The 26042-nt window shown below is 66.4% G+C and carries 22 protein-coding genes and 1 tRNA gene; 15 read left to right on the top strand and 8 right to left on the bottom strand.

What is annotated here, in order from left to right; all coding sequences use genetic code 11:
* Positions 1 to 254 precede the first annotated feature (254 nt).
* From sbcB to hypF, 10 genes are all read left to right on the top strand, one after another.
* Positions 255 to 1682 carry an exodeoxyribonuclease I gene (sbcB, locus tag GZH52_RS03785; protein ID WP_239057994.1) on the top strand — a complete coding sequence of 476 codons (1428 nt, stop codon included), beginning with the start codon at positions 255 to 257 and terminating at the stop codon, positions 1680 to 1682.
* A gap of 134 nt (positions 1683 to 1816) precedes the next feature.
* The gene (miaA, locus tag GZH52_RS03780) at positions 1817 to 2758 is read left to right on the top strand and encodes a tRNA (adenosine(37)-N6)-dimethylallyltransferase MiaA (protein ID WP_163315163.1); all 942 of its coding nucleotides are present in this window, start codon (positions 1817 to 1819) and stop codon (positions 2756 to 2758) included.
* 23 nt (positions 2759 to 2781) lie between these two features.
* Positions 2782 to 3288 carry a MarR family transcriptional regulator gene (locus GZH52_RS03775; RefSeq protein WP_163315162.1) on the top strand — a complete coding sequence of 169 codons (507 nt, stop codon included), beginning with the start codon at positions 2782 to 2784 and terminating at the stop codon, positions 3286 to 3288.
* Between the two features lie 69 nt (positions 3289 to 3357).
* Entirely contained in the window at positions 3358 to 4728 is a 1371-nt protein-coding gene (locus GZH52_RS03770) for an efflux transporter outer membrane subunit (protein WP_163315161.1), read from the top strand.
* A gap of 13 nt (positions 4729 to 4741) precedes the next feature.
* On the top strand, positions 4742 to 5890 hold the full coding sequence (locus GZH52_RS03765; RefSeq protein ID WP_163315160.1) for an HlyD/EmrA/EmrK family protein: 1149 nt from the start codon (positions 4742 to 4744) through the stop codon (positions 5888 to 5890).
* Between the two features lie 7 nt (positions 5891 to 5897).
* Positions 5898 to 7436 (top strand): DHA2 family efflux MFS transporter permease subunit, encoded by a 1539-nt coding sequence (locus tag GZH52_RS03760; RefSeq protein WP_163315159.1) that lies wholly within the window; start codon positions 5898 to 5900, stop codon positions 7434 to 7436.
* A gap of 32 nt (positions 7437 to 7468) precedes the next feature.
* Positions 7469 to 7783 (top strand): helix-turn-helix domain-containing protein, encoded by a 315-nt coding sequence (locus tag GZH52_RS16965; RefSeq protein ID WP_163315158.1) that lies wholly within the window; start codon positions 7469 to 7471, stop codon positions 7781 to 7783.
* A gap of 29 nt (positions 7784 to 7812) precedes the next feature.
* Complete coding sequence (locus GZH52_RS03750; RefSeq protein ID WP_163315157.1) at positions 7813 to 8061, top strand: hypothetical protein; 249 nt, start codon at positions 7813 to 7815, stop codon at positions 8059 to 8061.
* 128 nt (positions 8062 to 8189) lie between these two features.
* Positions 8190 to 9530, top strand: a complete 1341-nt coding sequence (locus tag GZH52_RS03745; protein WP_163315156.1) for a dicarboxylate/amino acid:cation symporter — start codon at positions 8190 to 8192, stop codon at positions 9528 to 9530.
* A gap of 145 nt (positions 9531 to 9675) precedes the next feature.
* Entirely contained in the window at positions 9676 to 11982 is a 2307-nt protein-coding gene (gene hypF / locus GZH52_RS03740) for a carbamoyltransferase HypF (RefSeq protein ID WP_163315155.1), read from the top strand.
* A 23-nt stretch (positions 11983 to 12005) separates the two neighbouring features.
* Here the strand turns inward: hypF and GZH52_RS03735 are convergent, their stop codons facing one another.
* The 3 genes from GZH52_RS03735 to phaR form a co-directional block, all read right to left on the bottom strand.
* Complete coding sequence (locus GZH52_RS03735; RefSeq protein WP_163315154.1) at positions 12006 to 13067, bottom strand: diguanylate cyclase; 1062 nt, start codon at positions 13065 to 13067, stop codon at positions 12006 to 12008.
* 339 nt (positions 13068 to 13406) lie between these two features.
* A complete protein-coding gene (gene rimO / locus GZH52_RS03730) occupies positions 13407 to 14732 on the bottom strand; it encodes a 30S ribosomal protein S12 methylthiotransferase RimO (protein ID WP_163315153.1) in 1326 nt (441 codons plus the stop codon).
* Positions 14733 to 14850: 118 nt separating this feature from the next.
* Entirely contained in the window at positions 14851 to 15417 is a 567-nt protein-coding gene (gene phaR / locus GZH52_RS03725; RefSeq protein ID WP_163315152.1) for a polyhydroxyalkanoate synthesis repressor PhaR, read from the bottom strand.
* A gap of 255 nt (positions 15418 to 15672) precedes the next feature.
* Between phaR and GZH52_RS03720 the strand changes: the two genes are divergently transcribed.
* Together GZH52_RS03720 and GZH52_RS03715 are read left to right on the top strand one after the other, a co-directional pair.
* Positions 15673 to 16221, top strand: a complete 549-nt coding sequence (locus GZH52_RS03720; protein WP_163315151.1) for a phasin family protein — start codon at positions 15673 to 15675, stop codon at positions 16219 to 16221.
* Positions 16222 to 16345: 124 nt separating this feature from the next.
* Positions 16346 to 17473, top strand: a complete 1128-nt coding sequence (locus GZH52_RS03715; RefSeq protein ID WP_163315150.1) for a M14 family metallopeptidase — start codon at positions 16346 to 16348, stop codon at positions 17471 to 17473.
* A gap of 61 nt (positions 17474 to 17534) precedes the next feature.
* Here the strand turns inward: GZH52_RS03715 and GZH52_RS03710 are convergent, their stop codons facing one another.
* The 3 genes from GZH52_RS03710 to ygfZ all read right to left on the bottom strand — a co-directional run bounded on the left by GZH52_RS03710 (position 17535) and on the right by ygfZ (position 20778).
* Complete coding sequence (locus GZH52_RS03710) at positions 17535 to 19226, bottom strand: cyclic-di-GMP receptor FimW-related protein (protein ID WP_163315149.1); 1692 nt, start codon at positions 19224 to 19226, stop codon at positions 17535 to 17537.
* A gap of 160 nt (positions 19227 to 19386) precedes the next feature.
* Positions 19387 to 19692, bottom strand: coding sequence for an H-NS histone family protein (locus tag GZH52_RS03705; protein WP_163315148.1), 306 nt, complete (start codon positions 19690 to 19692; stop codon positions 19387 to 19389).
* A gap of 78 nt (positions 19693 to 19770) precedes the next feature.
* Positions 19771 to 20778 (bottom strand): CAF17-like 4Fe-4S cluster assembly/insertion protein YgfZ, encoded by a 1008-nt coding sequence (gene ygfZ, locus GZH52_RS03700; RefSeq protein WP_163315147.1) that lies wholly within the window; start codon positions 20776 to 20778, stop codon positions 19771 to 19773.
* 173 nt (positions 20779 to 20951) lie between these two features.
* Here ygfZ and GZH52_RS03695 point away from each other — a divergent pair.
* The 3 genes from GZH52_RS03695 to GZH52_RS03685 all read left to right on the top strand — a co-directional run bounded on the left by GZH52_RS03695 (position 20952) and on the right by GZH52_RS03685 (position 22405).
* Positions 20952 to 21027, top strand: a tRNA-Asn gene (locus GZH52_RS03695).
* Positions 21028 to 21166: 139 nt separating this feature from the next.
* Positions 21167 to 21625, top strand: a complete 459-nt coding sequence (mscL, locus tag GZH52_RS03690) for a large-conductance mechanosensitive channel protein MscL (RefSeq protein WP_163315146.1) — start codon at positions 21167 to 21169, stop codon at positions 21623 to 21625.
* A 222-nt stretch (positions 21626 to 21847) separates the two neighbouring features.
* A complete protein-coding gene (locus GZH52_RS03685; protein WP_163315145.1) occupies positions 21848 to 22405 on the top strand; it encodes a TMEM165/GDT1 family protein in 558 nt (185 codons plus the stop codon).
* Positions 22406 to 22462: 57 nt separating this feature from the next.
* Here the strand turns inward: GZH52_RS03685 and GZH52_RS03680 are convergent, their stop codons facing one another.
* Positions 22463 to 24256, bottom strand: coding sequence for a methyl-accepting chemotaxis protein (locus tag GZH52_RS03680; protein ID WP_163315144.1), 1794 nt, complete (start codon positions 24254 to 24256; stop codon positions 22463 to 22465).
* Positions 24257 to 24425: 169 nt separating this feature from the next.
* Positions 24426 to 26036, bottom strand: a complete 1611-nt coding sequence (locus GZH52_RS03675) for a methyl-accepting chemotaxis protein (protein ID WP_163315143.1) — start codon at positions 26034 to 26036, stop codon at positions 24426 to 24428.
* Positions 26037 to 26042: the final 6 nt, after the last annotated feature.

Genomic DNA, 26042 nt, shown 5'->3' with positions numbered 1-26042 from the left:
CGTTTCCTTCTTCTTGCAGTGCAAGTGTTGGCTGCGCCAAGCACTCACACCTATCGGTTGTTCGTTCTGTTAAAGAGCAGTGACGTTTCGCGTTGTGTGCGTTGCGTCGAGGTGGCGAACTATACGTACCGTGCCGGTTTGCGTCAACACCTTTTTGCAAATACTTGCACGAAGCCCTGCCGGGCCGCATGACGACAGCGCTGCCATGGTGCGACAATCACGGTTTCGCCCCACCCTATATATCTGGCCTGTTGATGTCCCATACCTTCTTCTGGCACGACTACGAAACTTTCGGCGTCCTCGCCCGCCGCGACCGGCCCGCGCAGTTTGCCGGCGTACGCACCGACGCGGCCCTCAACGAAATCGGCGAACCGCTCATGCTGTACTGCCGCCCGACACCAGACTACCTGCCGTCGGCCGCCGCCTGCCTGATCACCGGCATCACCCCGCAGCACTGCGCCAAGCATGGCGTGGCCGAGCACGAATTCGCGTCGGTGATCCTGCGCGAACTGTCGCAAGCGAACACAATTGGCGTCGGCTACAACTCGATCCGCTTCGACGACGAGGTCACCCGTTTCCTGTTCTGGCGCAACCTGATCGACCCGTACGCACGCGAGTGGCAGAACGGCTGCGGCCGCTGGGACCTGCTCGACGTCGCACGCGCCACCTACGCGTTGCGGCCGGACGGCATCGCCTGGCCGACCGGCGAAGACGGCCTGCCCAGCTTCAAGCTGGAGGCGCTGACCGCCGCCAACGGCATCGAACACGCCGCCGCGCACGACGCCCTGTCCGACGTACGCGCGACCATCGCGCTGGCGCGCCTGATCCGCAAACAACAGCCACGCCTGTTCGAGTTCTGCCTGTCGCTGCGCCAGAAGGACACGGTGCGCCACCAGTTGTCGCTGCACGCGCCCAGGCCGCTGGTCCACGTTTCCGGCATGTACGGCGCGGCGCGCGGCAACCTAGCCATCGTCTGGCCGCTGGCCGAGCACCCGGTCAACCGCAACGAAGTCATCGTATGGGACCTGGCGTACGACCCGTCCGAACTGGCCGGTCTGAGCTCCGAAGAAATCCGCCTGCGCCTGTTCTCCGACCAGGACACACTGGCCGCAAACGGCCTCGCGCGGCTACCCATCAAGACCATCCATATCAACAAGTCCCCCTTCGTGTGTGCCGACCTGCGCGTGCTGGGCGACGCGCGCGCCCAGGAGCTGGGGATAGACCTTGCCGCCGTGCACCGCCACGCAGCGGCCGCGGCGGCGCTGCCCGAGCTGACTGCGTTGTGGCAAGGCGTGTACCGGCGCGAAGCGCTCGCGCCGCTCGACGTCGACGAGGCACTGTACGGCGGCTTTGTCAGCAACGCCGACCGCCGCACGCTCGAGCGGCTGCGCAGGCTCAGCGCGGAACAGTTGGCGCGCGAGACGCCCGCTTTCGAGGACGCGCAGCTGGCGCGCCTGCTGACCCGCTACCGCGCGCGCAACTACCCGCACACCCTGAGCGCGGAAGCAGCCCGCGGCTGGCAGGCCTGGTGCCGGCGCAAGCTGCACGACGGCGTCCCCGAGGGGCGCACCATCGAGGACTGCCTGAACGAGGTCGCCCAGTGCGCCGCCGAGGCCGGTACCGACGAGCGCCGCCTCGCCCTGCTCGACGCGGTCGAGGCGTGGGCGCTGCAGTACGCCTGACGCTACCCGAAACAGATCAAACTCAAAATCGCGCGCGCATCCGGCATGAAGTGCGCGGGCGCCGCGCGCACGACGTGGCCAGCGCGTGGCACCGGTGCGACAATGCGCGCGCCACCATTCCCGAGAGACCCGCCATGACGCCCAAAGCCATCCTGCTGATGGGGCCGACCGCCTCCGGCAAGACCGCGCTGTCGCTCGCGCTCGCGCGCCGCTACCCGATCGAGATCGTCAGCGTCGACTCCGCGCTGGTCTACCGCGACATGAATATCGGCACCGCCAAGCCGAGCCGGACGGAGCTGGCCGCCTGCCCGCACCACCTGATCGACATCATCGACCCGACCGACGCCTACAGCGCCGCGCAGTTTGTCGGCGACGCCAACCGACTGGTCGCTGAAATCTCGGCACGCGGCAAACTGCCGCTATTGGCCGGCGGCACCATGCTCTACTACAAGGCGCTGCGCGAAGGGCTGTCCGACCTGCCGCAGGCCGACCCGCAGCTTCGCGCCGAACTTGAAGCGCAAGCGGTCAGCGTCGGCTGGCCGGCGATGCACGAGCGCTTGCGCGCGCTCGACCCGGCGACCGCCGCCCGCCTCGCGCCGAACGACGCGCAGCGCATCCAGCGCGCGCTAGAAGTGATCACGCTCAGCGGACGGCCGCTGTCCGAACTGCACGGCGCAGGCCGCGAAGCCGCCGCCCCCTACCCGATGCTGCCCTTGTCTCTGCAAATCGACGACCGTGCGTGGCTGCACCAGCGCATCGCGCTGCGTTTCCGGCTAATGCTCGAAGCGGGCTTTGTCGACGAAGTCGCCGCCTTGCGCGTCAAGTACCCGTCACTGGAGCTTCAGATGCCGTCGATGCGCTGCGTCGGCTATCGGCAGGCGTGGGAGTACCTGGACGGCCAGTACGACGCCGACGAGTTCTTCGACAAGGGCGTCGCCGCAACCCGCCAGCTAGCCAAACGCCAGCTGACCTGGCTGCGCTCGATGGACTCGGTGGCGCTCGATGGCCGTGCCGGTGACCTGACCGGGCTCGCCTGCCGCGAGATCGACCGCTGGCTGGATACTGGCGAAAACTAATAACGCACGTTATTATTAACCGCATGACTGAATCGACCGACTGCGCTTTCGCCCGCCTCGACGAGACCATCGACGCGATCTCGCGCAAGATGCCAGGCTCGCCGCGCGAGGAGATCGTCCTCACCCGCTTGCACCTGCACGTGCAGTTGCAGCTCTCGGCGTGGTTCGAGACGACGCTCAAGCCCTTCAGCCTGAACGAATCGACGTGGATGGCGCTGCTGCTCATCTATTCGCGCCCCGACGAGCGGCTCGGCCCGTCAGACATCTCGGCCGCACTGTCATTCTCGCGCACCAACGCCACCCGCGTCGTCGACGAGCTCGAGCAGCACGGGCTGATCCGCCGCCAACCCTCCCCGCAGGACCGCCGCAAGACCGAGCTGGTACTCACCCCGGACGGCCTCGAGTTGATCACGCGGGCGATGCCCGTCCAGCGCCAGCGGCTGCGCGAGGCGTGGCAGGACTTCAGCACGGACGAACGCGCCCTGTTCGAAGCCATGCAGCGCAAGCTGCTGGCCAGGCTCGCCGGTTAATTTTTTTATCCATTTAGTCACTAAAGTGACAATAATATGATTGATAGTAAACCAAGGTTAACTCTATCTTTGCTGGCCGCCCTGCTGCTGGCCGGCTGCGCCAGCGACGCCGCACTGCAAAGGCAGGCAAAGCCGCTGGATGTCGCACGCTACGGCGTCAACGCTGCCGCTCAGGCGCCCGCCAGCGCGCAGGGGCGCTGGTGGCGGGCGCTGCATACTCCTGAAATCGACCGCCTGATCGCCGCTGCCGAGGCCGGCCATCCCTCGCTTGACGCCGCGCGCGCGCGTATCCGCCAGGCGTCGGCCGCGCTCGCAGCCACCGACGCGCAGGCGATGCCGCAGCTGTCGCTGGGCGGCGACGTCGAACGCACCCGCGCATCCGAGTACGGCATCTTGCCGCCACCGCTGTCCGGACAGTGGTACACCGTCAAGTCGCTGTCGCTCGACCTTGGCTGGCGGCTCGACCTGTGGGGCCGCCTGCGCGAGGAAGCCAGCGCCGCCCGGCTGCAACGCGACGCGCTCGAACTCGAGGCGCAGGCAACCCGCCAGTGGCTCGCCAGCGCGATCGTCGCACAGTACCTGGAACTGGCCGGCAGCCGCGCCGAGGCTGCCGCGCTGGACGCCGCGCTCACCGCAGCCGGGCAACAGCAGGCCTACGCCGGCGCGCTCGCGCGCAGCGGCATCGTCTCGGCCGACAGCGCGGACGCCGCGCGCGCGCAAAAGCAGGCGCTCGCCGCCCAGCGCGAGCAGCTGAAGGCCCGCGAGGCGGCCGCCCGCCACGCGCTCGCGGCACTCTCCACCCTCCCCCAGGCCGAGATCGACGCGCTCAAGGCCGGGCAGTTGCCCGAGTGGCCGCTCAACCCGCGCGCGCTGACCACCGCCGCGCTGGCCAAGCGCCCCGACCTGCAAGCCGCGCTCGCCAACGTCAAGGCGAGCGAGCACGGCGTCGAGGCGGCCCGCCTCGCCTACTACCCGGACGTGACGCTCGGCGCCTTCGCCGGCCTGTCCGTGCAGCATCTCGGCGACCTGTTCAAGCACGGCGCCCTGTCGGCAGGACTCGCGCCGGGCTTCACGCTGCCGGTATTCGACGCCGGCGCGCTCGATGCGCAATTGCAAGCCAGAAGCGCCGGGCGCGACGCGGCGATCGCCAGCTACAACCAGACGCTGCTCTCGGCGGTGCGCGAGGCGGCCGACGGTGTCAGCAACACCGCGGCCGCGCAGGCGGCCGAACGCGAAATCCGCGAGGCCCACGCCGCGCTCGAAGCCACCGCGCGGCGCAGCCAGGCGCGCGTCAGGGCGGGCCTGGCCGCCCCTGCGCAGGCCGCCGACGCCGCGCGCCAGTCGGCGCTGGCCCTGCAGCAGCTCGCCGCCGCCCGCACCCGCACCTTGCAGGCTCAAGCCGCGCTGATGCGCGCGCTGGCCGTCCCCGAACATGACTGAGCCCGACACCGCCATGACCCAGACCCCCAAGCAAAACCCGCAACGCCGCCGCGCCCTGCTCCACCTGAGCGCAGCGCTGCTCATCGCCGCGATCGCCCTCGCGCTTTACTGGTTCTTCTGCCTGTACGGCAAGGAGAGCACCGACGACGCCTACGCCGCCGGCAACCAGATCCCCGTCTCGGCGCAGGTCGGCGGCACCATCGTCGCCATCGGCGCCGAAGACACCCAGACCGTCAAGGCCGGCCAGTTGCTGGTGAAGCTGGACGACGCCGATGCGCGCCTCGCCGTCGAACGTGCGCGCGCCGAGCTTGCGCAGGTGGTGCGCCAGACCCGCGTGCTGATCACCGGCGAGCAGAAACTCGAAGCGGTGGTCGCCGAGCGCAAGGTCGCGCTCGCGCGCGCCGAGGGCGACCTCTCCCGCCGGCAGGCGGCCAGTACCGACGACGCGATCGGCAAGGAAGAGCTGCAGCACGCGAAAGAAGCCGTCGAGCAACAGCGCGCGGCCCTGCGCGTGGCCGAGGCGGAACTGAAGGCGCAGCGCGAGATGGTGATGAACGACGCGGTCGCCCGCCACCCGCAGGTCGCCCGCGCCGCGGCAGCGCTGAAGGCCGCCGCGCTCGAACTGGAGCGCACCCGCGTGCCCGCGCCCGCCGCCGGGCAGATCGCGCGGCGCAGCGCGCAGGTCGGCATGCGCATCCAGCCGGGGGCGCCGCTGATGGCCTTGGTGCCGATGAGCACGCTATGGGTCGACGCCAACTTCAAGGAGAGCCAGCTTGCCAAGCTGCGCGTCGGCCAGAAGGCGACCGTCACCGCCGACCTTTACGGCGACAAGGTCGAGTACCGCGGCAAGGTGGTCGGCGTATCCGCCGGCACCGGCAGCGCGTTCTCGCTGTTGCCGCCGCAGAACGCGACCGGCAACTGGATCAAGGTCGTGCAACGGGTGCCGGTTCGCATCGAACTCGAGCCCGAGGCGCTGGCGCGCCACCCGCTGCGCATCGGTCTGTCCATGAACGTGACGGTCGACACCAGCGATCAGGGCGGCGTGCTCGCGTTGTCGGCACCGGTGGGCAAGCCCGCCTACGCGACCGCGGTCTACGACGGTGCGCTCGAACGCGCCAACGCGCTGGTGGCCTCGACCATCGCCGCCAACGCGGGCCAGTGAGGCGGCGATGACCCATCCGCCGCTCACCGGCGCCGCGCGCGCCTGGCTGACCCTCGCGCTGTCGCTCGCCGTGTTCATGCAGGTGCTCGACACCACGATCGCCAACGTCGCGATCCCGACCATCGCCGGCAACTTGGGCGCGTCGGTCAGCCAGGGCACCTGGGTGATCACCTCGTTCGCCGTCGCCAACGCGATCTCGATCCCGGTCACCGGCTGGCTCGCCAAACGGCTGGGCGAGGTCAGGCTGTTCCTGCTGTCGACCGCTGGCTTCGTGGTGACCTCGTGGCTGTGCGGCGTGTCGCCGTCGCTGGAGATGCTGATCCTGTTCCGCGTGCTGCAAGGTGCGCTGGCCGGGCCGATGATCCCGCTGTCGCAAAGCCTGCTGCTGGCCGCCTACCCGAACGAGAAAAAGGGCATGGCGCTCGCGCTGTGGTCGATGACGGTGGTGGTCGCGCCGATCTTCGGCCCCATCCTCGGCGGCTGGATCTCGGAGAACTGGCACTGGAGCTGGATCTTCTTCATCAACGTGCCGGTCGGCCTCGCCGCGCTGGCGGTCAGCTACCGCGAACTGAAAGGCCGCGAGACGGCGATCGTCGCGCAGCCGATCGACAAGGTCGGGCTGATCCTGCTGGTGCTCGGCGTCGGCGCGCTGCAACTGATGCTCGACCGCGGCAAGGAACTGGATTGGTTCTCGTCGGGCGAGATCATCGTGCTGACCGTCGTCGCCGTCGTCGCGCTCGCCTACCTGGTGGTCTGGGAGCGCTACAGCGCGCACCCGGTGATCGACGTCACGCTGTTTCGCAGCCGCAACTTCAGCGTCGGCGTGCTGTGCCTGAGCATGGGCTTCATGCTCTACTTCGGCACCGTGGTGCTGATGCCCTTGCTGCTGCAGACGCAGATGGGCTACACCGCGACCACCGCCGGCCTCGCGATGGCGCCGATCGGCATCCTGCCGGTGCTGCTGACCCCGCTGATCGGCAAGCACGCGCAGCGCGTCGACCTGCGCTGGATCGTCACGGTGAGCTTCCTCGTGTTCGCGCTGTGCTTTTACTGGCGCACCACCTTCAACCCGCAGATGGACTTCGCGTGGGTGGTCGGCCCGCAGTTCGTGCAGGGCGTCGCGGTCGCGGGTTTCTTCATGCCGCTGACGATGATCTCGCTGGCCGGCCTGCGCGCGGACCAGGTCGCCGCAGCGTCCAGCCTGTCGAACTTCCTGCGCACGCTGTCCGGCTCGATCGGTACTTCGCTGGTCACCACGCTGTGGGAGCGGCGCGAGGCGGTCCACCACGTCGCGCTCGCCTCCGACGTGAACCCCTACGCGCCGGCGAGCCAGGCCGCCTACGCGCAGATGCACGCGGCGGGCCTCAGCACGCCGCAAGCCTCGGCGCTGATCGCGCAGGACATCACCCGCCAGGGCTTCTTCATCGGCGCCAACGAGATCTTCTGGCTCGCGTCCATCCTGTTCGTCGTGCTGACCGCTCTGGTGTGGTTCGCCCGCCCGCCGTTCAGGCCCGCCGGCGGCGCGCCGGCCGACGCCGGCCACTAGCACTTTGCAAGGCGGGCCAGGCTGGCGGCGGGGTGGAGGTAGGCCGGGTCGGCCTCGCTCTGGTCTTTCAGCGCAACACCGGTCCCGCCCTGCAAAACGGCTTCCAGGCAGTCACCGCCACCGCGCCGCTGGGCTTTATGCGCGCCCAGCAAATGGCCGCGGTGCGCCGGGCACTGTGCGACCGCGCCCAGGCAACGCGGCCGATCCGCGACATCGCCGCCGCTTTCGGCTTCGACAACCCAAGCCAGTTCAGCCAGGACTACCGCGCGCATTTCGGCGAAGCGCCCAGCCGCACCCGCGAGCGCTCGGTCGGCACGCATTCGCCAGCGGCTACCGCCTGCTGCTAGACTCGCGCTTCCCCCTGCCGGAGATTGCCATGCACAAGACAAGACACTGGATCTGGAACGAGGCGCGCGGCGCTTTCGAGACGTACGCGACGGGCGAGATGCGCTCGATCGAAGAGCTGGAAGACGAGACGGCGGCAGGGGCGGTATTCGTGCACCTGGACGAGCGCGGCCGCTTCTGGTGGATCGCCGAGGGCGACTCGTCACGCTGGCACGAGGGCGAGGAACTCGACATGGGCGGCGAGCGCTACGACCAGGCACGCCTGATCGCGCAAGGCTAACCCCCGCCCTGCCGGCCATTGCGGTTTTCCCCAATCGGGAATTCCGCAATGGTTGAGGTTAGCGTGCGGCAGCTAGCATCCCGTCATGGTCCGTAGAAGACCGGATGCTCTAGCTCAGGGAAACCATCATGCCGCATAAGCCGCTTTATACCCGTCTGTATTTCCAGGTCCTGCTCGCCATCGCGCTGGGCGTTGCGCTGGGCGCTTTCATGCCCGAACTGGGCGCCAAGATGAAGCCGCTGGGTGACGCCTTCATCAAGCTGATCAAGATGATGATCGCACCGATCATCTTCACCACCGTCGTCGTCGGCATCGCCAAGATGGGCGACATGAAGGAAGTCGGCCGCGTCGGCCTCAAGTCCCTGCTCTATTTCGAGGTGGTCACCACGCTGGCGCTGGTGATCGGCCTGGTCGTCGTCAACGTGCTGCAACCGGGTGCCGGCCTCAACGTCGACCCGGCCACGCTCGACGCCGGCAGCATTGCCAAGTACACCGACGGCGCCAAGGAAATGAACACCGTCGACTTCCTGATGCACATCATCCCGGAAACCGTGGTCGGCGCCTTCGCCGGCGGCGAGATCCTGCAGGTACTGCTGTTCTCGGTGCTGCTGGGCCTCGCGCTGACCCGCCTGGGCGACAAGGGCAAGCCGCTGGTCGCCATCCTTGACGAATTCTCGCACGCGCTGTTCGGCATCATCGGCATGCTGATGAAGCTGGCCCCGATTGGCGCCTTCGGCGCGATGGCGTTCACCATCGGCAAGTACGGCATCGGCTCGCTCAAGCAGTTGGGCTTTTTGATGCTGTGCGTCTACCTGACCTGCTTTGCCTTCGTGTTCGTGGTGCTGGGCACCATCGCCAAGCTGCACGGCTTCAGCCTGATCAAGTTCCTCGCCTACATCAAGGAAGAGCTGATCCTGGTGCTGGGCACCTCGTCGAGCGAGACCGCGCTGCCGCGCATGATGAGCAAGCTGGAAAACCTGGGCTGCGCCAAGCCGGTGGTCGGCATGGTGATCCCGACCGGCTACTCGTTCAACCTGGACGGCACGTCGATCTACCTGACCATGGCGGCGATCTTCATCGCGCAGGCGACCAACGTCGAGCTTACGCTGGCCGAAGAGCTGGGCATCCTGGGCGTGCTGCTGTTGACGTCCAAGGGCGCGGCGGCGGTAACCGGCGGCGGCTTCATCACGCTGGCGGCGACGCTGGCGACGCTCGGCGGCAAGCTGCCGGTGGAAGGCCTCGCGCTGTTGATCGGCGTCGACCGCTTCATGTCGGAAGCGCGCGCGATCACCAACCTGATCGGCAACGGCGTCGCCACCGTGGTGGTGGCCAAGTGGGAAGGCGCGCTCGACACCGCCCGCATGCAGCGCGTGCTCAACGGCGAGACCGAGCTGGAAGCGGACGAACCGGAAACCGTCGCCGACGAGGCGCTGGAGACGCTGGCACTCTCGCCGGCCCGCCAAGGCTGACCGACGCCCCTCGCCGCAAAGCCCGCCCACACGGCGGGCTTTTGTCATGTGCAGAATGCACAAACCCTGCGTTTTATCAAACCTCGACCGGCCAAATCGTGTGATTATAAACGTTTAATAATAAGCTAATCGCGAGTAACGCCCGATGACCGCAACCCGAATCAGACTCACCTTCCGTGGCCGCGTTCAGGGCGTGGGCTTTCGCCCCTATGTGTGGCGGACTGTCAAGGCCTACCCGCTCACCGGCTTTGTCCGCAATACCGGCGCGGGCGTCGACGTCGAACTGCAGGGCGACGCCCAGCAGCTGCGCGCGTGCCGCCGCGCGCTGACCCTGCACCTGCCGCCGCTCGCCCGCGTCGACACGCTCGACGAGACGCGCCTGCCGCTCATCGAGACCGAAACCCAGTTCGAGATCGCCGACAGCCAAGGCAAGGCCAGCGGCGCGCGCATCCCGACCGATATCGCGACCTGCCCGAACTGCCTTAACGAACTCTTTGACGGCAGCGACCGCCGCTACCGCTACGCGTTCACCAACTGCACCGACTGCGGGCCGCGCTACACCATCACCCACTCGCTGCCTTACGACCGCGCCGAGACCAGCATGTCGGCGTTCGAACTGTGCCCGGCGTGCCGCGAGGAGTACGAAGACCCGGCCAGCCGACGCTTCCACGCCGAGCCAAACGCCTGCCCGCAGTGCGGGCCCCGCCTGATGCTGACCGACCGCTTCGGGCAGTTGCTCAAGGGGGACCCGATCGCAGGCGCCCTGCAGATCATCGGCATGGGCCGCAGCGTCGCCATGAAAGGGCTGGGCGGCTTCCACCTGGTATGCGACGCGACGCGCGCCGACGCAGTCGAGCGGCTGCGCGGCCAGAAGAAACGCCAGCAAAAACCGCTGGCGGTGATGGTGCTCAACGTCGAGTCCGCGCGCAGGCTGTGCCATGTCAGCGACGCCGAGGCCGAGGCGCTCGCGTCGGTGTCGCGCCCCATCGTGCTGCTGAGCAAGAAGGAAGACATCGACGCGCTGTTGCCCGGTGTCGCGCCGGGGCTCTCCACACTGGGCGTGATGCTGCCGTACACACCGATGCAGTGGCTGCTGTTCCACGAAGCGCTCGGCCGTCCGCAAGGCAGCACCTGGCGCGACGAGGCGTGCGACCGCGTGTGGGTGATGACCAGCGCCAACCCCTCCGGCGAGCCCATCGTCACCAACAACCAGGAGGCACGCGAACGGCTGAACCAGGTCGCCGACGTCTTCCTGTTGCACAACCGCAATATCGTCGTGCGTTGCGACGACAGCGTGCTGGCGCTGCACGACGGGCAGGTACTGATGCACCGGCGCGCGCGCGGCTACGCGCCGGACCCGGTGCTGTTGCAAAACGACGGCCCCAACGTGCTGGCGACCGGCGTGCCGGCAAAAAACACGCTGACCGTGCTGCGCGGGCGCGAGGCCTTCGTGTCGCAGCATGTCGGCGACGTCGGCGATTCGCTGTCGTGCCAGGCAATGGAGGAAGTCTGCCACCACCTGCTCGAGCTTACCGCGGTCAGGCCGGAGGCGATCGCCTGCGACCTTGACCCCAGCCACTACCCGAGCGAGCTGGCCGAGGAGCTCTCCGGCCACTTCGGCGTTCCGCTGATCCACGTCCAGCACCAGCACGCACATATCGGCGCGGTGCTCGCCGAGCACGGCCGCAGCGGGCCGGTGCTCGGCCTCGCGCTCGACGCGGTCGGCCTCGGCGACGACGGCAAGGCTTGGGGCGGCGAGTTGCTGCGCTGTGCGGGCGGCGAATTCACGCGGCTGGGCCAGCTCGCGCCGCTACCGCTGATCGGCGGTACGCGTGCGGTGCGCGAACCCTGGCTGATGGCGGTCGGCCTGTTGTGCGCGATGGGCGAGGACGCCGAGGCACAGCGGCGCTTTGGCCGCCATCCGGCGTGGCCGGCGCTTGCGCCGCAGCTGGGTAAGCCGTTCGACGGTTGGCTGACCAGCAGCCTCGCGCTGTGGACGGGCGCGATCGCCGCACTGGCCGGGCTGTGCAAGGAGCAGCGCTTCGACAACGAGGCCCAGCAGAAACTCGAGGAGATGGCAGAAGATTGCGCGCCGCTGCCTGGCGGCTGGCGGATGGTCGACGGGCAGCTCGACCTGTCGCCGCTGGTGCGCCACCTGCTGACGCTCGAAGACGACGCCTGCGCGATCGCCAGCCTCTGGCACGCGACGCTGGCCGCCGCGCTCGGCGACTGGACCGTGCAGGCCGCCCGCCAGGCCGACCTGGGTACCGTCGCCATCGCCGGCGGCTGCTGCGCCAACCGCCGCCTGATGAGCCTGTTGCTGGAGAGGCTGACCGAGGCCGGCCTCAGCGTGCTGCGTCCCATCGCCCTGCCGCCGAACGACGGCGGCCTGAGCCTCGGCCAGGCCTGGGTCGCCCGCGAGCGTCTGCTGGCCGCCCGCCCCAAGGCCTGAGCAGCTGCGCGCTCAGGCAGCGCCTACCCCGGCAGGCTGGCCGCAGCCGCCGGGGCGGGCTCTGCCGCCAGCCGGTAGCCGTCCCGGCCGCCGGCCTTCACCTGCAGCAAGGCGAGATCGGCGCGGTGCAGCAAGGCTTCCAGGGTGTCGTCGCCGGGCTGCCGCGCAGCGGCCCCGACACTGACCGAACAGGGAATGCGCACGCCCTGCCAGATGAAGGCGTGCGAGCGGATCGCTTCGCACACCTGGTTGGCCAGCGCACAAGCCTGCCCGGTACTCCCACCGGGCAGGATCACCGCGAACTCCTCCCCCCCGCAGCGGCCGATAAGGTCGCCCGCGCCGAACAGCGCGGCGAGCTTGGCGCCAATCATGCGCAGCACGTCGTCGCCGGCCGCGTGGCCCCAGCGGTCGTTGATGCGCTTGAAATGGTCGATGTCCAGCATCAGCACCGCGAGCGGCTCGTCCCGCTCGTCGGACAAGCGGAACGCGTCGCGTCCCTGCTCGAAAAAGTGCGCGCGCGAGAAAACACCGGTCAGCGCGTCGTACATCGCGATCTGGCGCAGCCGGGCGTTGGCGGCCTCCAGTTCGGCCGTACGCATCGCCACGCGTTGCTCGAGCTCTTCGTTGGCGCGCCGCAACACCTCCTCGGCCTGGCGCAGCGCCGTCACATCCCGGCTGACACCCAGGATGAACGCGACCTGCCCGTCGGCACCGTGGGCCGGCACCAGCAGGGTCATCCAGTAATGCACCGCACCCCCGCCCTCGACCGTCCCGCTCTCCTCGTAGATCAGCGGCTTGCCGGTCGCCACGCATTGCCGGTAGCGCTCGAGCACGGTCTCCCGGTACGGCTCAGCCACCAGGTCGCGCACCCTCTTCCCTTGCGTCGCCGCCGCCGGCAAGCCGATGAAGGCCTGTTGCGCCGGGTTGCAGTCGGCCAGCAGGAACTCGCCGTCCCGGTCGCAGGCAATCAGGAAGACGTTATCCGGGAACTCCTGCCACAGGCTTTCGAAAGCGGGAAAACGCCGGCGCAGGACGCGGATCCAGCCGGCTGAGGCTGCAGGGGTCGACGAGGCAATGGGCGACACGGTCAGGCTGGCGGATGGTCAAAAATTCATTTTGCCATCATTCAATGCCAACAGAATGACTTCTCGCCATAAAAACCGGAGCAGACAACCGTGACGACCCAAACTCTGGGCCCGGCCGAATTAGAACAGCTCGCCATCGGCGCCTGCCAGCCTGGCGATGGTGGCGCCCATCCTGCGCACCCCGACGCTGGCCGCCGGCTTTGCCTGGGTGCTGGCCCAGCGTGGCGATGTCGGCCAGGCACCGCGACTCACGGCCGGCCAAGATGCCCCATGCAAAAGAGGCTGCCCGCTCGGGCAGCCTCTTTATCAGCTTTGCATGCAAGGCACGCCGCGTGCGACTCAGGGCGCGACGCGTTCGCCCCACAGGTCGTGCTCGTTGGCGTCGACGATGCGCACCGTCGCGAATTCGCCGACTGCCATGCCCGCGCTGTCCTCGACGAACACCAGCCCGTCGATTTCCGGCGCGTCGGCGTAGCTGCGGCAGATCGCCGTGCCTTCGTCGTCGATCTCGTCGACCAGCACCTGCATCACCTGGCCGACACGGCGCGCCAGGCGGCGTTCGCTGATTTCGGCCTGTACCTGCATCAGGCGTTCGAGACGCGCCTCCTTCACTTCTTCCGGCACCGCGTCCGGCAGCTCGTTCGCCACGGCGCCCTCAACCGGCGAGTAGGTGAAACAGCCGACGCGGTCGAGCTCGGCTTCGCGCAGGAAGGCGAGCAGCTCTTCGAAATCCTGTTCCGTCTCGCCGGGGAAGCCGACGATGAAGGTCGAGCGGATCACCAGCTCCGGGCATTCCTCGCGCCAGCGCTTGATGCGCGCGAGCACGTTGTCGACGTTGGCCGGGCGCTTCATCAGCTTGAGCACCTTCTGGCTGGCGTGCTGGAACGGGATGTCGAGGTAGGGCAGCAGCTTGCCCGCCTTCATCAGCGGGATCACCTCGTCGACATGCGGGTACGGGTAGACGTAATGCAGGCGCACCCAGATGCCGTAGCGTCCCAGCTCCTCGACCAGTTCGGTCATGCGCGTCCTGACCGGGCGACCGTCGTGAAAGCCGGTACGGTACTTGACGTCGACGCCGTAGGCCGAGGTGTCCTGCGAGACGACCAGGAGTTCCTTTACGCCAGCGCGCGCCAGGTTGCCGGCCTCGCGCAGCACGTCGGCCACCGGACGGCTCTCCAGGTCACCGCGCAGCGACGGGATGATGCAGAAGGTGCAGCGGTGGTTGCAGCCCTCGGAAATCTTCAGGTAGGCGTAGTGGCGCGGCGTCAGCTTGACGCCGGCGGCCGGCACCAGGTCGACGAAGGGGTCGTGCGGCTTGGGCAGGTGCGCGTGCACATGCTCGAGCACCTCGTCGGCCGCGTGCGGACCGGTCACCGCCAGCACCGACGGGTGCACCTCGCGCACGACGTCCCCCTTGGCGCCGAGGCAGCCGGTCACGATCACCTTGCCGTTCTCGTTCAGCGCTTCACCGATCGCGTCGAGCGACTCGGCAACCGCCGAGTCGATGAAGCCGCAGGTATTGACGACGACCAGGTCGGCGCCCTCGTAGCTCGGCGAAATGTCATAGCCTTCGGAGCGCAGGCGGGTGACGATCAGTTCGGAGTCGACCAGGGCCTTCGGGCAACCGAGGGAAACCAGACCGACTTTTGGGGAGGATTGAGACATGGGGCGGGTCCGCAAACTTGCTATCGGTTCAAACGCCACCGGCCGGGAAAAACCCGGCCGGCGATGGAAACAAGGCGCTGAATGATAGACGAAAACGGGTGTGCCGGTAAGGTGGGCGCTAGCGGTTTTCGTCGCCGTTCTTGCCGCCCGCGGGCGGGGTCGGGAAGGTGAACCCTGCGAACAGCTGCTTGGTCTGTTCCTGCATGCGGTTTTGCATGTCGAGGAACATGCCGGTGCTCTGTTCCATGTAATTCGACATCATGTTCTGCATCGCCGGCCCCTGGAACTTCATGTACTCGCCCCACAGGTTGGCGCCCAGGTTCGGGTTGTCGCCGTACAGCGCGCGGCTCTGCTCCTGCATCTTCTTCTGCAACTGGCCGAAGATCTCCAGGTTCTTCTCGAGGAAGGGGCCCATCATGCCCTGCATCGCCTGCCCGTAGAAACGGATGAACTGGGTCAGCACCTCGTAGCTGAACATCGGCGAGCCGTTGCCCTCCTCTTCGAGGATGATCTGCAGCAGTACGCTGCGCGTGATGTCTTCCTGCGTCTTGGCGTCGACCACCTGCAGTTCGACATTCTCGAGCACCAGCTTCTTGACGTCTTCGAGCGTGATGTAGGAACTGGTCGCCGTGTCGTACAGCCGGCGGTTCGGATACTTCTTGATGACCCGTTTTTCGGTGTCCATTGGTCTCTCCCCCTTATGTGTTTTGCGCATTGCAGTGATATTACCCCTGCAATGCGCCAACGCAATTACCTTAGCATAAAAGCCACAGACTAGAGCAAGACTTCTAGTCGTATGTTGCACTGCGTGATAGATTGAAGGTGGATTGTGCACAGCACAAATCCATCCCGCAACAGCTTGCGCAACGATAAAGACAGCCCGGAGCAACGGGCGGCGAATTCCGTGACCAAATCCAACCCCGAACGGCAAAGGACGATCATGAACGCGACGACCGAACAGATCAGCAAATTCTCCCTGGGCAACTTCGAAGCAGCACTGCGCGTCGCCCAGATCACGCTCGACAGCACCGAGCGCCTGATGAAATTCAACCTCGAACTGTCCAAGCAGTCGCTCGAGGACAACGCACGCTTCGCGCGCGAACTGTCGGGCTGCACCGACGCGCAGGACGCGTCGCAGCGTTTCAGGCAGCTCGCCGGCGACGCCGTCGAGAAGAGCGTGGCGAACGCGCGCGGCTACTACGAACTGGTCTCGCAGACGCAAGGCGCGCTGACCCAGCTGGCCGAAGAGAGCATGGGCGAATTCAACAAGCGCCTGATCAGCCAGATCGAGACGCTGGCCAAGGATGCGCCGGCTGGCAGCGACGTCGCCGTCAACGCGGTGAAGACCTCGATCGCCGCGACCGCCGCGACGCTCAACAGCGTCGCCAAGAGCGCGCAGCAAGTGGTGCAGTTCGCCGACAGCAGCGTCAAGAACGCGGCCGAAGTGACGGCCGAAGCGGTCAAGGCCGGCGGCAAGCGCTCGGCCTGAGCCCGCCCCTGCGCCCCGCACACCCTGCCGACGGCAGGGTGTTTTGCTTCTGGGGTGCCCTCGGACGCGCGCAGGCAGTACAATTGGCGTTTACACTCGTCTTTTCGCCCGAGGTTTTATCCGGATGAACATCAGCAGCCAGTTCGACGCCGGCAGCGTCGAAGTCGTGAAGTGCGACGATTTTTCAGACATCCAACTGAAAATCCGCCAGGACAACGCGGCCTCCTTCGCCCAGTGGTTCTACTTCCGATTGCAAGGCGCGGCGTACCAGCCGTGCACGCTGCGTTTTATCAACGCGGCCGAATGCACTTACCCGGAAGGCTGGCAGGACTATCAGGCCGTCGCCTCGTACGACCGCAACAACTGGTTCCGCGTACCGACCCGCTTCGAGAACGGCGAGCTGATCATCGAACATGTTCCGCTGTCGGGCAGCGTCTACTACGCGTACTTCGAGCCCTACTCCTACGAGCAGCACCTGAACCTGGTCGGCCAGGCGCAGGGCTCCGGCCTGTGCCAGGTCAGCTGCCTGGGTTCGACCGCGGAAGGGCGCGACATCGACCTGCTGACCATCGGCCACGAGGTCGAGTCAGACCTGAAGATCTGGGTGATCGCCCGCCAGCATCCGGGCGAAACCATGGCCGAATGGGCGGTCGAAGGCCTGCTCAACCGCCTGCTCGACCCGCAGGATGCGAGCAGCCGCCTGCTGCTCGACGCGGCGACCTTCTACATCGTCCCCAACATGAACCCGGACGGTTCGGTGCACGGCAACCTGCGCACCAACGCGGTCGGCGCCAACCTCAACCGCGAATGGAACGCGCCGTCCGCCGAACGCAGCCCTGAAGTGCTCGCGGTGCGCGAAAAGATGCGGGAAACCGGGGTCGACCTCTTCATCGACCTGCACGGCGACGAGGCCCTGCCCTACGTGTTCGTCGCCGGTACCGAAGGCGTGCCCGCGTACAGCGAACACATCGAGATGCTCGAGGACCTGTTCAAGGATCAGTTCCAGCTGGCGTGCCCGGAGTTCCAGGACGAAGTCGGCTACCCGAAACGCGAAAAAGGCAGCGCCGACCTGTCGTGGGCAACCGCGTGGGTCGGCCAGGAATTCAACTGCCTCGCCTTCACGCTGGAGATGCCGTTCAAGGACAACGCGAACCTGCCGGACGACGACTACGGCTGGAGCGCCCAGCGTAGCCTGCGCCTGGGCGAGGCGCTGCTCACGCCGATGCTCGCCGTGCTGCGCTACCTGCGCTAAGCACACGGCGTACAAAAAAAGCCACGCGCTCGCGTGGCTTTTTTACTGGTCGGCTAGCGGATCAGGGCTTGGGCAGCGCTTCGACCGGGCGGATCAGTTCGATCTCGCACAGGCACCAGTCGGCCCCCTTCTCCAATACCCGCCCCAGCGCGATCAGGAAATGCTTGCCGCGCGCCGACATGTACTGCTGCTTGCCCAGCGCGTACGAGGCGCTGGCGAGGATCAGGGCGTTGACCTTGCGCCCCTCGCGCACGCAACCGACGAACAGCGCGATCTCGCCGCCTTGCCACACCCTGTCGGCCGGCAGCTGGGTCTCGGCGACCACCGGCCGGCCATCCTCGGCGCGCAAGGAAGCCGCGACCGGACGCTCGCTGACGATCTCCAGCCCGACAAACAGCTTCTCCGGCGCCGGACGCTTGATGCGGCGCACGATCCCAAGCCCCCACGAGTCCGCCTCCCGGTAGCCGATCAGCGAGCCTAAGTTGACCCACTCGCTGCCGGTCGAGGCCAGCGACAGCCCCAGACCGCTCGTACTCTGGTCCTCGACGTGCCAGGTCGGCAAGGTATCGGCCAGCGCGGCCGTCGCCTCCGTAGCCGGCGAGGCAGGCGCCTGGCGCAGCCGGCTGCGGCTGGTGACAAAGCCGTAAATGCGCAGCGCACCCGCGTCGTCGAACGATGCGTCGTCCTGCTTGGCGCGCACCTCGTCGGGCTGGCGGATCAGCTTGTGCAACACCGCCAGGCGGTGCGCGACCTCGAGCGAACGGCCGTTGACCAGCTGGCGGTCCGCCCGCTGGTAGGGGGTCGGCCGGTCAGCCCACTCGTGCACCAGCCTGTGCAGCAAGCCGCCGTCCAGCCCGTCGATATTCAGCCGCCGCAATTCGTCAGGCATGCGTCCGCTGTCGTACACGATGCGCCACGCGTTCATCGGCTCACAAATATCAGCCGTCCGCCAATAACGCTGCTGCCCCTCCGCACCGCCGGCACGCGGCCGGACAGGCGGCGCCCCGCGGGCCAGATCGACCATGAAGCTTGCATCGGCAGGATCACTCGCCAGATGGGTACGGTTGGCTAGCCTCAAGGCGAGCTGGTGCGCGGCGTAGACCTGCCGCGCCGAGAGGTTGCCCGCGTCAAGCAGGGCCGTCATCAGCAGCGCGATGTATTCGTCCTGGATCGTCGTGCCGGCACGGTCGTCGTACAGCACCAGCGGCAGGCTTTCCAGGCCGGCCCGCTCGGCCCATGCGTACAACTGGTTGACGTTCAGCCAGAACACGGGGTCAGGCGAGAAATGGCGGAAGTACAGCCACAAGGCGTGGTCGGCGCGGAACGCCAGCACCCGCGCGACCGCAAGCGGCAACAGGGGGCGGATCGACGCGTCCGCGAGCGCGTCGGCGCTGAAGAAACGCTGGTACGCGGTACTGAACACCTCGGCATAGCGGAGGATCTGTACGCGCAACTGCTCTTCGAGCACCCTGGGCATGCGGTTATTGAGCAGGTATTGCCCGCGCACGGCCTGCAACTGCGACCAGGACAGGCTGTTGAGCGCCAGCAGTGACTCGAGCTCGGCAAGCCCCAGCCTTGCATTCGCGCTTTCCGCGCAAAACAGCGCGACCCGGGCGCACAAGGCTTCGACGAGCGTGCCGCCTTGCTGCGGCGCCCACTCCGCGTACCAGTCAGAGGCCGCCTGCGCTCCGCCGAACGGGTCACCGGCCTTGCGTTTTGCGGCGCCGAACGACAGGAAATCAAGCTTGCTCAAAATGCCACCTCCATTACCCTTGCGCCCCGACAATGATAGACAGATTCTGTCCCAATGATAGCAACTTCGCTGGCCCGTCGCTTAAGCAGGGCCCAGCTTGCCCGTAAAAAACCAAAAGCCGCGACCGAAGCCGCGGCTTTTTGGCAAATACCCGCTTCAATCAGATCGCCAACTGCTCCAGCGTCTTGCCTGCGGCCAGTTGTTCGACAACCCATACCGGCTTGCGGCCGCGACCGGTCCAAGTCAGCGACGCGTCTTCCGGATGGCGGTATTTGGCCTCGACCGGCTTGCGGGTAGCGGCCGGCTTGGACAGTACATCTTCGACACTCAGACCGAAATTGCGAGCAATTTCAAGGATCTGCTTGCGGGCTTTCGCTTTTTCTTCCTGCTCGCGGCGGGCAATTTCTGCCTCGACGTCGGTTTTCAGCTGGACGAGTTCGACATAAGACAGCGAATCGAGCTGCATATTGGTTTCCTTTGGTGAACAACTCATATACCGACAAATTAGCGAGCGACCGCAAAAAGGTCAAGAACCCCCGCTAAATTAATTATCCAAATCCGGAATCTCATACGGCAATTGCAGCCTCGTCAATACCGAATCGACACTCGGACAAATGATACCCTTCTCCCACGCGGAAACCATCACCACGACCAGGGCTTCACACCCCTGATCGGGTAATTCTGCCGCGTAGGCAACTTGACCGATTTCGGTTTCTGGCGACTCGGCGCCCTGCAACGGCATTCCGGGCGCCAGAGGAGCGGCGGAATATACCCGGAACAGTCGCCGCTTGGTTTTACCCAGATACTGCATGCGGGCGACGATTTCCTGCCCTGGGTAACAGCCCTTGCGGAAATTGACCGCGTCCAGCAATTCCATATTGGCCATTTGCGGCACAAACGCTTCCTGGGTCGCCTGTACGACCCAGGCAAACCCGGACGCAACAAACCGGCCGTCTGCCCAATTGCGCCCGGCCACGCCGATCTTGCTATTTTCAAGCGCAGAGGACAAACGACTGTCGTCGCCATCCCTGGCGACGACCAGCACGCCGGCGTGCGGCAGGCGGATCGCGGTCACGCCAGCAGCTCCGGTTTGCTGCATCGCATTGGCAGGCATTGCCAAATCAAGCCCCGCCAACAGGCGTTCCGCCCCCGGTTCATCGAGCAATAACGGGAGCGTATCGGCCGCCTGGAAATTGACGCGCGAACGCAATACGAACATGCGCAGCCGGCGTACCACCTGTTCGGCCAGGTCGGCGGCCAGCAACATGAAAAAGCCGTCGCCGTCACGCCAGAGCAGCATATTCGCCAGCATCCGGCCTTTGGCATTCGAGTACGTCGTATATTGCGCACGAGCACCGTCCAATTGCCGCACGTCATTGGAAAGCTGCCCCTGCAGGAAGGCCTCCGCATCCTCGCCGTCAATCCGGTACAGGGCGAAATGTGCAAGCGGCGCACACAGCCCCGCATCGTCGCCTTCCTTTGCCCCCAGCCATTCCCCGTCGACCTTGCGTGCGCCCTGTGCCTCAAGCCAGGCCTCGATCAGATTTGCCATTATCGCCATCCTTTGTCTGCGCGCGGCGGAAAGTCCGGCCGCACTTTGCATCGCGCTTGTGAAACAAGATGCCACACAGATGCGGGCGGGCAGCGGCATTTCAATCGTCCGGCGGCCGACACGAAAGGGGTTGACAGTACAAAGCACCGCCAGTATAGTCCGCCTCTACCAATTCCCTGATAGCTCAGTTGGTAGAGCGACGGACTGTTAATCCGCAGGTCGCAGGTTCGAGCCCTGCTCGGGGAGCCAGATTCAAAAAGCCGCGCAACAAAGCGCGGCTTTTTTCATGCCCGCGCGCAATGCACGCTTGCTGCCAGACCGGATGCCCCACTAGGATGGGGAGGTTTCAATCCTATCTTGCATCTGATCCCTGCGGAGATTTCAAATCATGACCATCCTCAAGGAATTCCGTGAATTCGCCGTGCGCGGCAACGCGCTGGACCTGGCTGTCGGCGTGGTGATCGGCGGCGCGTTTGGCACCATCGTCAAATCGCTGGTCGACGACATCATCATGCCACCGATCGGCATCCTGCTCGGCAACGTCGACTTCTCCAACCTGTTCTTCGTCCTGAAGGAAGGCAGCAAGCACGTCGGACCGTACGCTTCGGTCGCCGCGGCGAAGGAAGCCGGCGCCATCACGCTGAACCTCGGCCTGTTCATCAACGCAGTGATCAGCTTCACCATCATCGCCTTTGCCATATTCGCGCTCGTCAAGGTGATCAACCAGTTGCGCCGCGAGAAGCCGGCCGAGGCGCCGGCGCCGGACAGCAAGGCCTGCCCGTACTGCTGCTCGCAGGTGCCCATCGCCGCGACGCGCTGCCCGCAGTGCACGTCCGCTCTCGACTGAGGCGCTTGCCGCGAATGCGGCTTTCAAATATCATGCGTCCCGTTCTGGGGGAGTAGCCTCGGCGCGAACGCGACGCCGGCCGGTATCAACAGACTTGGCGCAAGCCATGGTACCGGCAACCTGATCCAGGTCTGGCAAGACCCATGACGCCACGGGGTGCCCACGCGGGGCTGCCACGCCGTCGCGTCATGGCCTACTTGCAGCCCCCTGGATCTCTCCTCCATGGAAGCCCTGTTCTTCTCCACCGGCATCGTCGCGCTGGCCGAAATCGGCGACAAGACGCAGCTGCTCGCGCTGCTGATCGCCGCCCGCTACAAGAAACCCGTTCCCATCATCCTCGGCATTCTGGTCGCGACCCTGCTCAACCATGCCGGCGCCGCCGCCCTGGGCAGCTGGATCACCGCGCTGCTCGGCCCGGACACCTTGCGCTGGATCCTCGGCGCGTCGTTCATCGCGATGGCGCTGTGGATGCTGATACCCGACAAGCTCGACGACGACACCCGCCTGAGCGAGCGCTTCGGCGTGTTCGGCGCGACGCTGATCGCGTTCTTCCTCGCCGAAATGGGCGACAAGACGCAGGTGGCCACGGTCGCGCTGGCCGCTCGTTACCACGAGACGGTGATGGTCGTCGCCGGCACCACGCTCGGCATGATGATCGCCAACGTCCCGGCCGTGCTGCTGGGCGAAGTCGCCGCCAACAAGCTGCCCAAGCATGTCGTCCACCGCTTCGCGGCCGGCCTGTTTGCGGTGCTGGGCGTGGTCACCCTCGCGCTGCGCTAGCCTGGCAAGCAAACAGCCCCGGCAAGGCCGGGGCTGTTTGGCAGGGGAAAACCCGTTTCAGTCGCCCAGCAGCCGCTGCGGGTCGAAGCCGATGCGCAGCGCGCCCCAGTGCCGGCCGGCGACGCGCACCGGCAGCGCGAGCTCGGACAGCACCTCGCCAGTGTCGCGCGCATAGGTCTGCATCAGCAGCGGCGCTTCGTTGCGCGCCGAGCGCAGGCCGACTTCGTCGCCGAAGATGCGCTTGTCGCGGCTATGCACAAGGTCGAGCGCGGCGTCGCCGCTGGGTGGCCGCGAGAAGGCGGCGTTATGCGTCGGCGCGTATCCGTTGGCGTCGACCAGCAGGCAGTAGCAGGCCCCCCGGTGAACGGAGAGCAGGGCGTCGAGCAACCCCTGCAATTCGCGCTCGATCTCAGCATCGTACGCGGTGTGGTATTTGACCGGGTTGGTGCCGGCGATCTGCCGGTACTGCCTGTCGTCGATAGCGATGCCGGCCGCGCGCCACAGCGCCAGCCGTGCTTCCAGCGTCTGGCGCAGCGCCTTGCCGGCACTCACCAGCGCGTCGAGCGCGCCCTCGCCCAGCACGAAACGCGACACCAGCGCCTGCACGTCCTCGGCGGCACCTGAGAGCTGTCGCGATACCTGCGTCGAGTCGCCCAGCTGGCGACTGACGTCTTCGCTCAGCGCGTGTACCGTCATCACGTTCTGGTTGACCTGGGTGTTGGCGACCGAGAAACGCTCCATGGTCACCGCGATCTCGGCGAGGCTACGCGTCGCCCCCTCGAAGTCGCCGACCATCTTGCCGAAGTGGCTGGACGCCTTGTCGACCGCCTCGCGGGCGTTGACCGTGTCCTGCGAGATCAGGCGCGTCTCGTCCAGCGTCTTCCCGACCAGGTTCAGCATGCCGTCGATATTGCCCGAGATGTCCTCGGTGGCGACGCGCACCTTCTCGGCCAGCTTCCTCACCTCGTCGGCGACCACCGCGAAACCGCGGCCGGACTCGCCGGCGCGCGCCGCCTCGATCGCCGCGTTGAGCGCCAGCAGATTAGTCTGGTCGGAAATATCCTTGATCAGGGTGACCACCTGCAAGATGGTCTGCGAACGTTCGTTCAGGCTGCCGACGGTCTCGCTGAAACGCCCGACCTGGCCGTTGATTTCGCCGATGCGCTGCGCGACTTCGCACAGTTCCTGATAGGACGCGCGGGCGACGGCAAGGTTGTCCTGCGTGGTCGTCGAAATCGCCATGGTCTGCCCGCTGACCTGCTCGATGCCGACCGCGTTCTGCGCGCTGACCGACTGCACTTCGGCCGTCAGCGCGTCCTGCTCGCGCGCGACCTTCAGCGACGCGCCCAGATTGTTGCGCGTGCGCACCGAATCGACCGCGATGCGGATCGTCGTCGACTGCACCTTGCCGATGATCTCGCGCATCTTGTGCAGGAACTGGTTGTGCGCGTCGGAAAGCTCGCGGATCTCGTCGTAGGTGGTCGCCGGGATGCTGCCGGAGAGGTCGCCCTCGCCGGCGCCGATCTGGCGGAAGATGCCGATGATCATCCTGAGCGGCCGCACGATCAGGTAGCGCAAATACCACACCATGAAGGCGGTCAGCACGAAACACAACAGCCAGGTCGCCAGCGACAGCCACTGCGTGCGTTCGATCAGGGCGAGTGCCCCAGCGCGGGCGTCGCCGGACAGCCCGCTGCCCACCAGCGCGCGGATGTCCTCCAGCGCAAAGTAGAGGTAGCCGACCATCGCCAACTGGAACAGGCTGACAAAGAAGAAACTGCACAGCTTGCGCCCGAGCGTGAACCAGAAGGTCCGCTCGACCCATTCGTACGCGCGCATCCAAAATTGCATGGTATCTCCGGCCATTTTTATAGTAGCCCAAGCATAAAAGCGGGGGGTTTAGCGAGTGTATATCCAAATTGGATTTACCACACTCAGACAAAGCAATATTGCCGTGCACATGTAACAAAGCCGCATGCATCCAAGCATACGGCTTTGCCGGCGGGCGCTCTGGCGTCGCTCAAACGCGGTAACGAGCCACCTCGACACGCATTTTCTCAGCCAGCATTTCGAGCGACTGCGAACGCGCGGCCGCCTGTACGGTCGCCGCAGAGTTGGCCTCTGCCATCTGCGCGACCTGCTCGACCTGGCGGGCAATGTTGGCCGCCGCCTGGCTCTGCTCGCCGATGGCGACCGCGATCTCGCCGACCAGTTGGCCGCTTTTCGCCGCAGCGGCAACGACTTCATCCATTCGTGCGCGTGCACTGCCTGCACCTTCCAGCCCGCTGGCGACCTGCTGCTCGGCCGAGCGCATGCGCTCGAGCGCACCACCAGAAACGCGGCGCACTTCGTCGATGATGGTCGCGATATGGCTGGTCGAACCGGCGGTACGCTCGGCGAGCTTCCTGACCTCGTCGGCGACCACCGCGAAGCCTCGGCCGGACTCGCCCGCTCGTGCCGCCTCGATCGCGGCATTGAGCGCCAGCAAATTGGTCTGCTCGGCGACGTCGCGGATGATATTGACCACCGCGATCACCTCGCCCATCTGGCGGTCGAGTTCGGCCAGTTGCCCGCCCGCCTCGCCGACCGATACGGCGACCGCCTCGACGCCGCTGGCGGTATCGCCGATCGCGGCGTGCCCATCGCCGGCCTGCTCACCGGCCTGGCGGCACAAAACGTCAGCCTCCTGGGTGCGCTGGGCGACCATGCCGATGCTGACCGTCACCTCTTCCACCGCAGCTGCCATTTCGGCAGCCGACGCGCTTTGCTGGGTCGACGCCGCCGACACCGCCTGCGCGCCACCAGAGAGCTCGCCCGCGGCTGCCGATACGTCGTCTGCGCCGCTGCGCAACGTCGCCAGGCTCTGCTGCAATTGAACCAGCAGACCATTGAGCTGGGCGAGCATCGCGGCAATCTCGTCGTTGCCCGATGCATCGAGACGGCGGGTGAAGTCTCTCGTTTCGGCGATCTCACGCACACTATCCCCGGCGCGGCGCAAGCTGCCGGCCACCTGCCGCCCGAGCAAGGAGCCGATCACGCCCAACAGCAGCAAGGCCGCGACGAAGGCACTGCCTAACAACCACTGCGCCTGACTATAAGCCGCCGCTGCGTTGGCTTTACCCACCGCCACCCAGTCAAGGTTGTACTTCAGGTAGTCGCTCATCACCTTGTTGAGCGCGTCCATCTTGCCGACCGCGCCCAGCAGCAGCAAAGACGCCTCCTCGTCGCGGTTCTGCCGCGACAGCTCGCGCACCTGATCCAGCACCTGGTCCAGCCCGGCAAGTTGCCGCTTGAGTTCGGCGTACAACGCACGGTCCTGGTCGTCATACAACAGGGGCTCGTAGGCGGTGAGCTGCTTTTGCAGGTCCTGCTCGAGCCTGGCGATCTCGGACTCGATCTGGGCCATCTGCGTGTCGTCCTTGCTCAGCAGGTGCAGCTGGGTGCGCTGCTGTAACGCGAGGTAATCGGCGCGCACGTTGCCGAGGATGGCGACGCTGGGCAGCGTGCTGTCGAACGCACCGTTCAACTCCTCCCCCATCTTCGAGAGCTGGTACAACCCGATTGAGGCGGTCAACGCGGTGGCTGACACCCCGATGGCGACCAGCGCCGCCAGCTTGCTTACGATCTTCATGCTGCG

This window comes from Crenobacter caeni (assembly GCF_010435965.1).
GTDB lineage: Bacteria > Pseudomonadota > Gammaproteobacteria > Burkholderiales > Chromobacteriaceae > Craterilacuibacter > Craterilacuibacter caeni.
This window is presented reverse-complemented; position numbering and strand designations above follow the sequence as displayed.

What these genes read in the sequence shown, in the direction of transcription:
- sbcB (WP_239057994.1), top strand. Translation starts at nt 255, where the DNA reads ATGTCCCATACCTTCTTCTGGCACGACTACGAAACTTTCGGCGTCCTC.
- miaA (WP_163315163.1), top strand. Translation starts at nt 1,817, where the DNA reads ATGACGCCCAAAGCCATCCTGCTGATGGGGCCGACCGCCTCCGGCAAG.
- GZH52_RS03775 (WP_163315162.1), top strand. Translation starts at nt 2,782, where the DNA reads ATGACTGAATCGACCGACTGCGCTTTCGCCCGCCTCGACGAGACCATC.
- GZH52_RS03765 (WP_163315160.1), top strand. Translation starts at nt 4,742, where the DNA reads ATGACCCAGACCCCCAAGCAAAACCCGCAACGCCGCCGCGCCCTGCTC.
- GZH52_RS03760 (WP_163315159.1), top strand. Translation starts at nt 5,898, where the DNA reads ATGACCCATCCGCCGCTCACCGGCGCCGCGCGCGCCTGGCTGACCCTC.
- GZH52_RS03750 (WP_163315157.1), top strand. Translation starts at nt 7,813, where the DNA reads ATGCACAAGACAAGACACTGGATCTGGAACGAGGCGCGCGGCGCTTTC.
- GZH52_RS03745 (WP_163315156.1), top strand. Translation starts at nt 8,190, where the DNA reads ATGCCGCATAAGCCGCTTTATACCCGTCTGTATTTCCAGGTCCTGCTC.
- hypF (WP_163315155.1), top strand. Translation starts at nt 9,676, where the DNA reads ATGACCGCAACCCGAATCAGACTCACCTTCCGTGGCCGCGTTCAGGGC.
- rimO (WP_163315153.1), bottom strand. Translation starts at nt 14,732, where the DNA reads ATGTCTCAATCCTCCCCAAAAGTCGGTCTGGTTTCCCTCGGTTGCCCG.
- phaR (WP_163315152.1), bottom strand. Translation starts at nt 15,417, where the DNA reads ATGGACACCGAAAAACGGGTCATCAAGAAGTATCCGAACCGCCGGCTG.
- GZH52_RS03720 (WP_163315151.1), top strand. Translation starts at nt 15,673, where the DNA reads ATGAACGCGACGACCGAACAGATCAGCAAATTCTCCCTGGGCAACTTC.
- GZH52_RS03715 (WP_163315150.1), top strand. Translation starts at nt 16,346, where the DNA reads ATGAACATCAGCAGCCAGTTCGACGCCGGCAGCGTCGAAGTCGTGAAG.
- GZH52_RS03705 (WP_163315148.1), bottom strand. Translation starts at nt 19,692, where the DNA reads ATGCAGCTCGATTCGCTGTCTTATGTCGAACTCGTCCAGCTGAAAACC.
- ygfZ (WP_163315147.1), bottom strand. Translation starts at nt 20,778, where the DNA reads ATGGCAAATCTGATCGAGGCCTGGCTTGAGGCACAGGGCGCACGCAAG.
- mscL (WP_163315146.1), top strand. Translation starts at nt 21,167, where the DNA reads ATGACCATCCTCAAGGAATTCCGTGAATTCGCCGTGCGCGGCAACGCG.
- GZH52_RS03685 (WP_163315145.1), top strand. Translation starts at nt 21,848, where the DNA reads ATGGAAGCCCTGTTCTTCTCCACCGGCATCGTCGCGCTGGCCGAAATC.
- GZH52_RS03680 (WP_163315144.1), bottom strand. Translation starts at nt 24,256, where the DNA reads ATGCAATTTTGGATGCGCGCGTACGAATGGGTCGAGCGGACCTTCTGG.
- GZH52_RS03675 (WP_163315143.1), bottom strand. Translation starts at nt 26,036, where the DNA reads ATGAAGATCGTAAGCAAGCTGGCGGCGCTGGTCGCCATCGGGGTGTCA.